At 69.9% G+C, this 12191-nt stretch carries 14 protein-coding genes; 4 read left to right on the top strand and 10 right to left on the bottom strand.

What is annotated here, in order from left to right:
- Positions 1 to 8: 8 nt before the first annotated feature.
- Positions 9 to 1403: an amidase gene (locus ACZYRS_RS06910; RefSeq protein ID WP_463418637.1), complete on the top strand. Its 1395-nt coding sequence runs from the start codon at positions 9 to 11 to the stop codon at positions 1401 to 1403.
- Positions 1404 to 1687: 284 nt separating this feature from the next.
- Here the strand turns inward: ACZYRS_RS06910 and ACZYRS_RS06905 are convergent, their stop codons facing one another.
- Positions 1688 to 2314 carry a YitT family protein gene (locus tag ACZYRS_RS06905; RefSeq protein ID WP_463418636.1) on the bottom strand — a complete coding sequence of 209 codons (627 nt, stop codon included), beginning with the start codon at positions 2312 to 2314 and terminating at the stop codon, positions 1688 to 1690.
- Positions 2315 to 2352: 38 nt separating this feature from the next.
- Positions 2353 to 3225: a LysR family transcriptional regulator gene (locus tag ACZYRS_RS06900; protein WP_463418635.1), complete on the bottom strand. Its 873-nt coding sequence runs from the start codon at positions 3223 to 3225 to the stop codon at positions 2353 to 2355.
- A gap of 111 nt (positions 3226 to 3336) precedes the next feature.
- Here ACZYRS_RS06900 and ACZYRS_RS06895 point away from each other — a divergent pair, with 111 nt between their 5' ends.
- Positions 3337 to 3735: a tautomerase family protein gene (locus ACZYRS_RS06895; protein ID WP_463418634.1), complete on the top strand. Its 399-nt coding sequence runs from the start codon at positions 3337 to 3339 to the stop codon at positions 3733 to 3735.
- 31 nt (positions 3736 to 3766) lie between these two features.
- Positions 3767 to 5143, top strand: coding sequence for a tetratricopeptide repeat protein (locus tag ACZYRS_RS06890; protein WP_463418633.1), 1377 nt, complete (start codon positions 3767 to 3769; stop codon positions 5141 to 5143).
- 12 nt (positions 5144 to 5155) lie between these two features.
- On the opposite strand, the gene ACZYRS_RS06885 is transcribed toward ACZYRS_RS06890, so the two are convergent.
- Both ACZYRS_RS06885 and ACZYRS_RS06880 read right to left on the bottom strand, forming a co-directional pair.
- The gene (locus ACZYRS_RS06885) at positions 5156 to 5851 is read right to left on the bottom strand and encodes a histidine phosphatase family protein (RefSeq protein ID WP_463418632.1); all 696 of its coding nucleotides are present in this window, start codon (positions 5849 to 5851) and stop codon (positions 5156 to 5158) included.
- A gap of 31 nt (positions 5852 to 5882) precedes the next feature.
- Complete coding sequence (locus tag ACZYRS_RS06880; RefSeq protein ID WP_463418631.1) at positions 5883 to 6536, bottom strand: Yip1 family protein; 654 nt, start codon at positions 6534 to 6536, stop codon at positions 5883 to 5885.
- 14 nt (positions 6537 to 6550) lie between these two features.
- On the opposite strand from ACZYRS_RS06880, the gene ACZYRS_RS06875 reads away from it, so the two are divergent.
- The gene (locus ACZYRS_RS06875) at positions 6551 to 7417 is read left to right on the top strand and encodes an alpha/beta fold hydrolase (RefSeq protein ID WP_463418630.1); all 867 of its coding nucleotides are present in this window, start codon (positions 6551 to 6553) and stop codon (positions 7415 to 7417) included.
- A gap of 14 nt (positions 7418 to 7431) precedes the next feature.
- Here the strand turns inward: ACZYRS_RS06875 and pcp are convergent, their stop codons facing one another.
- The 6 genes from pcp to ACZYRS_RS06845 form a co-directional block, all read right to left on the bottom strand.
- A complete protein-coding gene (gene pcp, locus ACZYRS_RS06870; RefSeq protein ID WP_463418629.1) occupies positions 7432 to 8112 on the bottom strand; it encodes a pyroglutamyl-peptidase I in 681 nt (226 codons plus the stop codon).
- A gap of 5 nt (positions 8113 to 8117) precedes the next feature.
- Complete coding sequence (gene pxpA / locus ACZYRS_RS06865; RefSeq protein ID WP_042582795.1) at positions 8118 to 8858, bottom strand: 5-oxoprolinase subunit PxpA; 741 nt, start codon at positions 8856 to 8858, stop codon at positions 8118 to 8120.
- Between the two features lie 331 nt (positions 8859 to 9189).
- The gene (locus ACZYRS_RS06860; RefSeq protein WP_463418628.1) at positions 9190 to 10188 is read right to left on the bottom strand and encodes a 5-oxoprolinase subunit C family protein; all 999 of its coding nucleotides are present in this window, start codon (positions 10186 to 10188) and stop codon (positions 9190 to 9192) included.
- Complete coding sequence (gene pxpB, locus ACZYRS_RS06855) at positions 10185 to 10850, bottom strand: 5-oxoprolinase subunit PxpB (RefSeq protein ID WP_463418627.1); 666 nt, start codon at positions 10848 to 10850, stop codon at positions 10185 to 10187. Before pxpB ends, ACZYRS_RS06860 begins: the two co-directional genes overlap by 4 nt.
- A gap of 129 nt (positions 10851 to 10979) precedes the next feature.
- Positions 10980 to 11483: a pantetheine-phosphate adenylyltransferase gene (gene coaD, locus ACZYRS_RS06850; protein ID WP_042582798.1), complete on the bottom strand. Its 504-nt coding sequence runs from the start codon at positions 11481 to 11483 to the stop codon at positions 10980 to 10982.
- 43 nt (positions 11484 to 11526) lie between these two features.
- Positions 11527 to 12174, bottom strand: coding sequence for an RsmD family RNA methyltransferase (locus ACZYRS_RS06845; RefSeq protein WP_463418626.1), 648 nt, complete (start codon positions 12172 to 12174; stop codon positions 11527 to 11529).
- Positions 12175 to 12191: the final 17 nt, after the last annotated feature.

The raw sequence follows: 12191 nt of genomic DNA, 5'->3' as shown, positions 1-12191 counted from the left end.
CCTCACCGTTGAACGAACTCTCCGCGCAAGAGCTCTCGGCCGCCTACCGCGACAAGCGCCTCTCGCCGGTCGAGGTCACGCAAGCTGTGATCGCGCACATCGAGCGCTGGGAGCCGCACCTGCAGGCCACCTGGCTCTTTCGCCCCGAGGCCGCGCTTGATCAGGCGCGCGCGTCGGAGGCCCGCTGGCAGCGCGGCGATGCGCTCGGCCCGCTCGATGGCGTGCCGGCCACCATCAAGGAAAACATCGCCACGCGCGGCGACCCGATGCCCGCGGGCACTGCCGCCATCGACCTGAAGCCCGCCACCGCCGACGCACCACCGGCCGCGCGCCTGAAGGAAGCCGGCGCGGTGATCGTGAGCAAGACCACCATGCCGGACTACGGCATGTTGTCCTCGGGCCTCTCGAGCTTCCACAAGCTGGCGCGCAACCCCTGGGACCTGGGCAAGACGCCGGGCGGCTCCAGCGCCGGCGCGGGCGCCGCGACCGCGGCAGGCTACGGCCCGCTGCACCTGGGCACCGACATCGGCGGATCGCTGCGCCTGCCCGCGAGCTGGTGCGGCATCTTCACGCTCAAGCCGAGCCTGGGCCGCATCCCGATCGATCCGCCCTACATGGGCCGCGCCGCCGGGCCGATGACCCGCACCGTCGGCGATGCCGCGCTGATGATGCAGGCGCTCTCGAAACCCGATGCACGCGACAGCATGAGCCTGCCGGCGCAGGACATCGACTGGGCGGCCTTCGACGTATCGCCCGACCACCTGCGGGGCCTGCGCATCGGGCTGCTGCTCGACGCGGGCTGCGGCCTGGCGGTCGAGCCGGAGATCCAGACGGCGGTCGAACACGCCGCGCGCCTCTTCGAGAAAGCCGGCGCGGTCGTCGAGACCATGCAGCCCTTCATGTCGCAGGCCATGCTCGACGGCATGGACCACCTGTGGCGCATGCGCTCGCTCGTGGACATGAAAGCCCTGCGCGCCGACCAGCGCGCCAAGGTGCTGCCCTACATCCGCGAATGGGCAGAGAGCGCGGCCGAATTCAGCGGCGAGCATGTGTTTCGCAGCTTCAGCCAGTTCCATGCGACGCGCGTGGCGGCGGTGCAGGCGTGCGCGCGCTTCGACTACGTGATCTCGCCGGTGTCGCCGAACATGCCAGCAGCGGCCGAGGCGCCCTCGCCGACCAACGATCCGCTGCGGCCGCTGGAACACATCGGCTTCACGGTGCCGTTCAACATGTCGGAGCAGCCGGCGTCGTCGGTGAACTGCGGGTATGCGGCGAGCGGGTTGCCGATCGGGCTGCAGATCGCGGGGCACCGGTTCGACGATCTTGGCGTGCTGCGCGTGTCGCGTGCGTTCGAGCAGATTCGCGAAGCGCAGCGGCCTTGGCCTGTGGTGCCTGGGGCATAGAACATCGCGTTGTTCAGGGCGGCACTCACGCCGACGGTGGGCCCTGTTTCGCGAATGTCCCCCGGCTTCGCCTCCTCCTTGATTTCGCGAAACAGGGCCCACCATCAGCGTGAGCGCTTTCAGCGCGGTCGTTGATCGCCGATCACCCACAGCGTGCCCCAGTGCGCAGGGCACCGGGTGCTCCCCGCAGCGAAATCAAGGAGGAGGGGCGAAGCCCCGGGGGACATTCGCGGAGGGGAGCACCCGGTGCCCTGTGCACACGCCCCGAACAAGAGCCCCCGAATTCAGGTCGCTGCGTAGCGCCCCGGCTTGTGGTTGATCCACAAGAAGAGCCCCATCACCACCGCAGCCAGCACCGACCACCCCACGCGCTCCGGCGGAATCACGAACAGCGCGAGCAGCACCACCGTGCAGTCGATGCCGATCTGCACCTTGCCGGCGGGCCAGCCGCGCTTTTCCTGCAGGTACAGCGTCAGCACCGTCGCGCCGCCGAGGCTCGCGCGATGGCGGGCGAGGAAGAGGCAACCCGTGCCCAGCAACAAGCCGCCGAGCACCGCCGCAAACGCCGGATGGAGTGAATCGATCGACAGGTAGCGCGGCGCCCAGTCGGTCATCACCGAAAGCAGCGCGATCGCGAAGAAGGTCTTGAGCGTGAAGGCCCGGCCCATGTGGCGCCAGGCGAACCAGTAGAACGGCAGGTTCACCAGGAAGAACAGCTTGCCGAAACTCACGCCGGTCGCGTAGTGCAGGATGAACGCGACGCCCGCCGTGCCGCCCGTGAGCAGGCCCGCCTGGCCGAACAGCATCATCGCGATGGCGACGAACAAGGTGCCCGAAAAGATGGCCTGCGCGTCATCGAAACGGGAATGGCGCAGCAGATCCGGCAGGTGGGTGGGTGGTGGCGCGTCCATGGCGGGGGTGACGCAAATCCCGCGCCACCCCGGCGGCCTCACACCAGATGGGTGGCCAGCATCTCGCGGGCGCGGGTCACGAACGCCGTCTCGCCCCGGCGCCCGGGCAGGAACTGGAACGCGACCTTCGGCAAGGCCGGCAAGCCGTGCGGCGCCGCCAGCCGGGCGACGCCCTCGCACACCGCCGATTCGTTCAGGCACGCGACGCCCAGCCCCGCGGCCAGCGCCGACTGCAACCCCGCCACGCCCGAGGCCACATGCGCGAGCACATACGGCACGCGCCGCCGCCGCAAGAGCGCCACGGTGAACTGGTGCAGCGAGCAGGTGTCCGGCAGCGCCAGCAGCCGCACCGGTTCGCCCCGCGCCACCCGCAGGCCGGTGGCGCCCAGCCACGCGAGCGATTCGCGCCGGATCAGCGAGGCCTTGGCACCCTGCGCCGAGGACGACGACGACGCACCCGCGATGTCCATCGCCAGGCCCACGTCGAAGTCGCCATGCGCATACGCGGCCCGCAGCGCGTCGCTCTTCAGGATGCTCACGTTCAGCCGCACCTGCGGATAGCTCTCGCCCAAGCGCCCGAGCAGTTGCGTGAGATCGCCGGGGCGGAAGTAGTCGGTCACGGCCAGCCGCAGTTCGCCCTGCAGCGTTTCGCCGTGCAGGTCGCGAAACGCCTCGTCGCTGAGCGCGAGGATGCGCCGCGCATACGCCAGCAGCCGCGTGCCCGCCTCGGTGGGCGCGACGCCGGCCTTGCTGCGCGTGAGCAGCGACTGGCCCGCGCGCTCCTCAAGCTTGCGCATCTGCTCGCTGACGGACGACTGCGAGAGGAACACGCGCGGCGCGGCGGCCGTGAGGCTGCCCGCGTCGATCACCGCGGCCAGGGTGCGGAGTTGTTCGAGGTCGAAGGTCTGCATGGCGCTATCCATCCGTTGAACCGATGGATGCCATCATATCTTCCCGCTTTTCCGATGACCATCGCAATCCCACAATCACCCCATCGCTCATTCATTCCACAGGAGTCCACCATGCCCCACATCGTTGTCCACCTCTCCGGCGAAGCCGACGCGTCCCTCACCCGCAAGACCGTCGACGCGGTCGCCGAACTCACGCAGAGCGTGCTCGGCAAGCAGTTGCCGGTGATCGCCATCACGGTGCAGTACATCGCCGCCGATGCCTGGTTCATCGGCGGCCAGACGCTGGCGTCGCTGGGCAGGTCGGCCTTTCACCTGGACATCAGCATCACCGACGAGACCAACACCAAGGCCGAGAAGGCGCGCTACCTGCGCGAGGTGCACGCGGCCATGGCGAAGATCCGGCCGGACCTGCACGAGGTGTCGTACATCCACGTGATCGACGCGCGCGGCGCGGCCTACGGCTACGGCGGAAAGACCCAGGAGTACCGCCACCAGCAAGCCGGGGTTTGAACCCTTCGCGGGGGCATGGCACCATGCCGCCATGCCCTCCGCCACCCCGCACGCCGCCGACAGCCTCGGCAATCCGCTCACCCTGGACAACCCTGCCAGCCTCGCGCTGGTCGACGACTTCGTCATGGGCTTCGTCTCGACCGAGTCGCGCGCCGTGAACCTCATCGCACTGGCCGACACCGACCAGAGCCCCATCGTGCAGGCGTACTGCGCGACGCTGCACCTGTTCGCCGAATCGCGCGACGCCGTGGCGAATGCGCGGCCGTTTCTCGCGAAGGCCCGTGCCGGCGCCGCACGCGCCACGCCGCGCGAGCAGCGCTACATCGCGGCCATCGGGGCATGGGCCGATGGCGACATCGCCCGCGCCATCGCGCTGCACGCTGAGCAGGCGCGCGAACATCCGCGCGATCTCGTCTCGGTCAAGCTCGGCCAGTACCACTGCTTCAACACCGGCGACTGCCCCGGCATGCTGCGGCTCGCGCTCGCGGTGCTGCCTTCGGCGGCCGACGTGCCCTACGTGCACGGCATGGCCGCCTTCGGCTACGAGCAGTGCCACCTGATGCGCGAGGCCGAGGCGAGCGCGCGCCTGGCCATCGCCATGTGTCGCAAGGAGCCGTGGGCGCACCACGCGCTCGCGCACGTGATGCTCACCGAGGGCCGGCTCGCCGAGGGGCTGGCGTTCATGGAGAGCGTGAGCGACACGTGGATCGGCCTGAACTCCTTCATGGTCACGCACAACTGGTGGCACGTGGCGCTGTTCCTCATCGACCTGGGCCGCGATGCCGAGGCGCTCGCGGTGTACGACGAGCATGCGTGGGGCGTGGTCAAGGACTACTCGCAGGACCAGATCGGCGCGGTGTCGCTGCTCGCGCGGCTGGAGCTCGCGGGCATCGACGTGGGTGCGCGCTGGAACGACGTGGCGGGGTATCTGCTGCAGCGGCAGGCGGACCATGTGCTGCCCTTTCTCGACCTGCAATACCTCTACGGCCTCGCGCGTGCCGGACGGCCCGAGGCCGATGGGCTGCTGCGCAACATCGAGGCCTTCGCGCCCGATGCACCGCGCTCGACGCGCGCCGCGTGGCAGCGCGTCTGCGTGCCGGCCGCGCACGGGCTCGTGGCCCATGCGCGCGGCGATTTCGCGGGTGCCATCGAAGGGCTCGGCGTCGCGCTGCCGCGCATGATCGAGATCGGCGGCAGCCACGCGCAGCGCGATCTTTTCGAGCAGGTGTACCTCGATGCGTTGGTACGCGCTGGCAATGAATCGTCACTCGCCGCGGCGCAGGGCATCCTGCAGCAGCAGCTCAATGGGCAGCCCGAGTCGCTGCGGTTGAGGCGGCAGGCGGGGGCCGTCTACGCGCGCCTTGGCCTGGGGCAGCTCGCCGGCGGCGTCATTCCGGCAAGGGCCTGAGCGCGCGGGGCCTCAGCCCTTGCTCTTGAGGTGCCGCGTCTGGTCGTAGGTCGGCTGCGGCGGCAGGTCGGCCATGTGGCGCGTGTCGGCCCACTCGACGATCTCGATCGCATCGGGCGCCGCCGGGTCGGCGATGCGGATGCGGTTGAAGCCCGCGTTCGGAATGTCGCTCTGGCGCGGGCCGCTCAGGCTCAGGCCCTTGGCGGTGCGCCACACCATGTCGAGCACGCCGCCATGGGTGACGACGATCAGGTGCTGGCCCTTGTGGGCGATGGCGATGGTGCCGAGCGCCGCGACGATGCGCGCATGGAATTCGCGTGCCGTCTCGCCTTCGGGCATGGCGTGGTCTTCGCGGAACTCCAGCCACTCTTCCCACGCGCGCGGGTGCAGGCTCTGGATCTCGTCGGAGCGCATGCCCTCGACGATGCCGAAGTACTGCTCCCGCAACGCCGCCGAGGTGACCACCGGCAGCGACAGCTGCAGCGCCGCCGGCGCGGCCGTCTGCTGCGCGCGCATGAGGTCGCTGCTGATCAGGTGCTGTGCCGTTTCGCCCGCCAGGCGCAGGCCGATGCGGCGCGCCTGTTCATGGCCGATGTCGTTGAGCGGCACATCCGCATGCCCCTGGAATCGCAGCTCGCGGTTCCAGGCGGTTTCGCCGTGACGGATCAGGATGATGTCGGTGGTGGTGTCGGGTTTGGGCGTTGGCATTGCCGCCCATTTTCCACCGTGCGCGTGACGCTCAGGCTTTTGCGGCGGCCAGCTGTTGCACAACTGCCACCGCCTGGCTTGCAAGGCCCAGGCCGGTGCCCATGCCGACGCGTGCGGGCGACGGCGTGAGCAGCGCCAGCACCCAGGCGATCACGAAGCCGCCGACGATGGCGCAGACCACCACCACCGCGGTGTACGCGATGGCCTTGTCGACCGGACACTTCATCAGCACCGGCAGGCCCAGGTAGAGCAGGTAGATGCCGTAGAGCGCGGCCACCGCGCCCAGCACCGACAGCGAAGGCAGCAGGCTGAAGATGCCGCCGACGAAGGCCGCGGTGCTCGAATAGGCCGAGAGCTTGAGCGCGCTGACCTGGCTCTTGGTGCCCTCGAAGGTCGGCGCCATCGCATCGATGATGAGAGCGAGCACGAACACCATCACCAGCGACAGCACATAGCCCACGACCATGTTGGCCAGCCCCGCGACGATCGGCACGCGGAAGTTGACGCCGAAGACGCCGAGGCCGACCACCGACAGGCCGATGAAGCTCGCCACCGCCGGGATGAGCGCCAGGATCATCACGTAGTTCTTGTAGAGCGAGGCGGCATCGGCCGGCTCCGCGTCGATCACGGGCCAGGTGGCCTTGGGCTTGAGCAGGATGTCCTGCACGCGTTGAACCAGGTTCATTTCTTGTCCTCGACATGAGCGCAGAAACGCGCGCGCACCATGCACACACGCCATGCACTCGCACCATGCACTCGCAGTGGCCGCGAGTATGCCGGGGCGCGCCCGGCGCGGGTGCCGGCCATCAAGCCTATGCCGTTCGCGGGCTTGCCGCGATCGCGCAAAATCGCCTCATGCCCCACCTTGTCCTGCTGCCCGGCCTCGCCTGCGACGAGCGCCTCTGGGAGGCCCAGCGGCCTGCCCTTCCCCCCGCCTTCGACGCCCGCGTGAGCGACGTCCAGACGCGCAACGATTCCATCGAGGCCATGGCCGCGGCCGTGTTGCGCGAGCACGCGGGGCCGCTGGTGCTCTGCGGCGCGTCCATGGGCGGCATGGTCGCGATGGAAGCGGCCCGCCAGGCGCCCGAACGCATCGCCGGGCTCGCCCTGCTGGGCACCAGCGCGCGGCCCGAGACGCCCGACATGTTCACGCTGCGCGAGGGCGCCATCGAACTCTTCGAGCGCGGCGAGGCGCGCGACGTGATCGAGGCGAATGTCTATTTCGCCTTTCATCCCACGCAGGCCGGCGACGCGGCGCTGGTGCAGCGTTATCTCGACATCGTGCTGGATGCCGGCACGGCGCAGCTCATCGCCCAGAACCGCGCGGTGATGCGCCGTCCCGATGCGCGCACGCACCTGGCCGCGTTGCGCGCGCCGGTGCTGCTGATGTGCGGCGACGACGACAAGCTCGCGCCGCCCGAGCACACGCGCGAGATGGCAGCGCTGCTGCCGGAGGCTGAGGTGGTGTGGGTGCCGCAATGCGGCCACATGCTGACGATGGAGAAGCCCGACTTCGTCAACGCGGCGCTGAACGCCTGGCTCGCGAAGATCTTCGCGTCGGCCTGAAAAGGCTCAGCGCATCAATGCAGTTGGCCGCCGGTCTCGGCCACGTCCTGCTTCACCGCGAGCGCGGTCGCGACCGCGATGCGCAGCGCCTCGGTCATCGTGGCCAATGACATGCTCGGCGCGCCCGGAAAGCGCGCGGCCTGCTCGGGCAGGTACGGAATGTGGATGAAGCCACCGCGCAAACCTGGCAGGCCGGCCACCGGATGCGTCGCGATGCGGTGCATCAGCCCGTAGAAGATGTGGTTGCACACGAACGTGCCCGCGCTGTTCGACACCGACGATGGAATGCCGGCCGCGCGCAGGTCGCGCACGATGGCCTTGATCGGCAGCGTCGAGAAATACGCGGCCGGCGCGCCGGGCACCACCGGCAGGTCGATCGGTTGGTGACCCGCGTTGTCGGCGATGCGCCCGTCGTCGATGTTGATCGCGATGCGCTCGGGCGTGATCTCCGAGCGTCCGCCGGCCTGGCCGATGCAGAGCACCAGTTGCGGCTTCAGTTCGTCCATGGCAATGGCGAGCGCTTCGATGGCGTCGCCGAACACGCACGGTATCTGGCGCGCATGCACCGTCGCACCGCCGGTCTTCCAGCCGTCCAGGGCGCGCACGGCTTCCCACGACGGGTTGATGGCTTCGCGGTCGAACGGATCGAAGCCGGTCAGCAGCACGTTCGTGCGTTTCGCTTCGGTCTTGCTCATTCGGCTCACGCCATCGCGCGCACGGCGATGCCCTCGGCCTGCAGGCGCTCCCGGATGCGCCGCGCGAAGGCCAGCGCATGCGCGCCGTCGCCGTGCAGGCACACGGTCTGCGCATTGACCGCCACGGTGCTGCCATCGATGGCCGTCACCTGGTGGTCGCGCACGAACGCGAGGGTCTGCGCGATCGATTGCTCCTCGCTCTCGATCAGCGCGCCGGGCTGGCTGCGCGGCACGAGGCTGCCGTCGGGCATGTAGCCGCGGTCGGCGAACACTTCTTCCACGGGCGTGAGACCGGCGCGACGCGCGGCATCGATCATGTTGCTGCCGGCGAGCCCGAAGAACTTGAGCGAGGGGTCGAAGCGGCGCACCGCCTCGCACAGCGCATCGGCGAGCTCGGGCTCCTTGACCGCCTGGTTGTAGAGCTGGCCGTGCGCCTTCACGTGCGCGAGCTGGCCGCCCTCGGCCTTGACGATCGCGGCGAGCGCGCCGACCTGGTAGAGCACGTTGGAGACGATCTCGTCGGGCGGCAGGTGCATGGTGCTGCGGCCGAAATTCTCGCGGTCGGGAAAGCTGGGGTGCGCGCCGATGGCCACGCCGTGTTCGATGGCCCAGCGCACGCACTGGCGCATGGTCTTGGCGTCGCCCGCGTGCCAGCCGCAGGCGATGTTGGCGGAGCTCACGAGGCCCAGCAGCGCTTCGTCGCTGCCCGCGCCTTCGCCGAGGTCGGCATTGAGGTCGATGTGCATGGGGAGGTTCCTTTTTCTTCAGCGGGACTGCACCGGCGCGGCCCGCTGGCGGTGCGCTTGCACAGTCTAGGGCCTGTTCACCCTACGCAAGGGGTCGCGTTGCTTCGCAAAGGGGCTGTGTGCAAGGCGCCCGTGCGCAGCAAGGCTTGCGCCTTGCAAGCGCGGGCAACGCCGCAGACAGCCCCTTTGCGAAGCAACCCGGAGGGAAGCTCGCCACAGCCCGCCCCTCGGCGTTGCGTTCCTTGTGCGTGCGGACGCACGCACGGCGTCACGCGCCTTGATGGACGGGCTGTGGCGAGCTTCGCGACCCCTTGCGTAGGGTGAACAGGCCCTAGGCCGCGCCCGGCCAGCCTGCCACGGCGAGGCCTTGTGCCACTTGCGCGAGGTAGCGCTGCTGCTCGGCCCACGCGGCGAGCGACCCTGCCATGTCGACCTGCACGAGGCGCAGCTTGCCGTTGAGCGGCGCCTGCGCGAGCTTCCACAGGTCGGCGCGGATCACCACGCCGATGCGCGGGTAGCCGCCCGTGGTCTGCGCATCGCCCATCAGGATGATCGGCTGGCCCGAGGGCGGCACCTGGATCGTGCCGGGGATCACGCCTGAGGAGAGCATGTCGCCCGCGCGCTTGCGCTTGAGCTCGGTGCCCGCGAGCCGGCTGCCCATGCGGTTGCTCTGCGAAGTGATGCGCCAGCGCTCGCCCCAGAGCACCTCGCGCGCGGCGAGCGTGAACTGTTCGAACTCGGGGCCGGGCAGCACGCGCAGGGCGATGGCCGCATCGGCTTCGTCCGGGCCCCAGTCGGGGCCGCGCAGGCCGAAGGGCTTGCGGGTGCGCTGCGCGGCATCGAGCCGCGATGCGCCCAGCGGCAGCTTGTCGCCCTTGCGCAGCGCGCGGCCCTCGTGACCGCCGAAGCCGGCCTTGAGATCGGTGCTGCGCGAGCCCAGCACAGGCGTCACGTCGATGCCGCCCGCAATGGCGAGCCAGCTGCGCAGGCCCGCCTTCTTCGCGCCAGACGCGTTCGCGCCTTGCAGTTTGAGCACCTGCCCCGCGGCCACCGGCACGCTCCAGCAGGGCCAGAGCGGCACGCCGTCGAGTTGCGCGCCGAAGTCGTCGCCGGCGAGCGCGATGCGCGTGTCGGTCTCGAAGCGCAGCTCGCAGCCGCCCATCGTGAGTTCGAGGCCCGCGGCGCCGTCGGCATTGCCGACCAGCCGGTTCGCGAGCGTGAGCGCCAGCACGTCGAGCGCGCCGCCCGGACAGATGCCCAGCTGGCGATGGCCGTGCCGCCCCAGGTCTTGCACCGAGGCCAGCAGGCCGGGCTTCTGGACGACGATCATGTCTCTACGCTCTCGACGACGAAGCGCACGCGGTCGCCCGGGCGCAGCAGGGTGGGCGATTCGGCCGCCGGATCGAACATCTCGAGCGAGGTGCGGCCGATCAGTTGCCAGCCGCCCGGCGACACCAGCGGGTAGATGCCGGTCTGCTCGCCGCCGATGCCGACCGAGCGCGCGGGCACCGCGGTGCGCGGCTCCGCGCGACGCGGCGTGGCGAGCTCTGGCGGGAGGCCGCCCATGAAGGCGAAGCCCGGGAGAAATCCGAGCAGGTAGACCACGTACTCGCCCGCGCTGTGGCGCCGCACCACCTCGGCGGGCGTGAGGCCGGTGTGGGCCGCGACGTCGCCCAGGTCAGGGCCGTGCTCGCCGCCATAGGCGACCGGAATCTCGAGCAGCCGGCCTTCGACGGCCTTGGCCGAGAGCTTCGGCCACGCGGCGAGCACCTGCGCCATGAGTGCATCGAGCTCGATCGCCGTGGGGTCGAAGGTGAGCGTGAGGTTGTTCATGCCCGGCAGCACCTCGCCGACGCCGGGCCATTCGCGGGCCTGCGCGGCCAGTGCCCAGATGCGCTGCTGCTGCACCAGCGTGGCCGGTGCCGGCAACTCGCACAGGAGCGCTGCATCGCCGAGCAGATGCAGGCGGGGTGGCGGAGATTTATCGGTCATCTGGGTGAGACGGGCGCGGCGGGCGCCATTCGTGGAACACCGCGGAACCGGCTTTGCCGGGCCGCAGGTGTTGCCCCCGGCGAGGGGGAAGGAGAAGCGACACGAAGTGCGCGAAGCCTGGGGGAGTGCCTATTCACGGCCGAGGCTGCGGACCTTTGCGGCCAGCATGTGCTCGACGTTGGGCGAGACGAACTTGTTGACCTCGCCGCCGAGCATGGCGATCTCGCGCACGAAGGTGCTGGAGATGAACTGGTACTTGTCGCTGGGGGTGAGGAACACGGTCTCGACATCGGGCATCAGCGAGCGGTTCATGCCGGCGAGCTGGAACTCGTAGTCGAAGTCGGTCACGGCGCGCAGGCCGCGCACCATGGCCTTGCCGCCGCGCGCCACCACGAAGTCGCGCAAGAGGCCCGAGAAGCTCTCGACCGTGACCTGGTCGCTGTAGGGCTTGACGGCTTCGCGCGCCATGTCCATGCGTTCCTGCAGGGTGAACAGCGCTTTCTTGTGGTGGCCCGCCGCGACGGCGACGATCACCTTGGAGAAGAGTTGGGTTGCACGGCGCACCACGTCCTCGTGACCGAGGGTGATGGGATCGAATGTGCCCGGATAAACCGCGATGACGTTGCTGGCCATGGTTGCTTCTTCCTCATGCAGCCGGTGCGGCTTGTTCGGCGGATTATGCAGTCCCCTCCGAGGCCAGCCGCAACAGGTGGGCATGCACCGCGCCGGCCTTCAGGTAACGAAAGCTTGCGAGGCCGAAAGCGGCCAGTTCCTCGTCGTTCCACTGGCGGGGCGCTTCCAGGTACGCGACGCCGCCGGGGCGCAGGGCACGCGCCGCGGCGCGCAGGGCCGGCTCGTAGAGCGCCGCGCTCTCGAAGGGCGGGTCGAGGAAGACGGCGTGCAGGCTCGCGGCCGTCGTGCGCTCCAGCGCCGTGACGCCGTTGCCGCGCTCGATGCGCACGGCCTCGGCCGACAGCTTGGTCTTGGTGGCCTGCAGCTGCGCGACCAGCGCAGCGTCCTGCTCGCACAGCAGCACGTTGGCCGCGCCGCGCGAGGCGGCTTCCAGGCCCAGCGCACCAGTGCCCGCGAACGCGTCCAGGCAATGCCAGCCCGGCAGCTCGCCGCCGCCCGCGCCGGCCAGGCTCGCGAGCCAGTTGAAGAGCGTCTCGCGCACGCGGTCGGGCGTGGGGCGAAGGCCGGGCTTGTCGGCCACCGCGAGGCGGGTGCGTTTCCATTGGCCGCCGATGATGCGGACCTCGCTGGGCCGCGCAGGGCGCTTGGCTGCGGGCGGACGGGGGGCTGCGGTGGCTTTTTTCTGGGGCATGCGGCGAGCTTAACGCC

The organism is Variovorax sp. AC194 (assembly GCF_979257995.1).
This window is presented reverse-complemented; position numbering and strand designations above follow the sequence as displayed.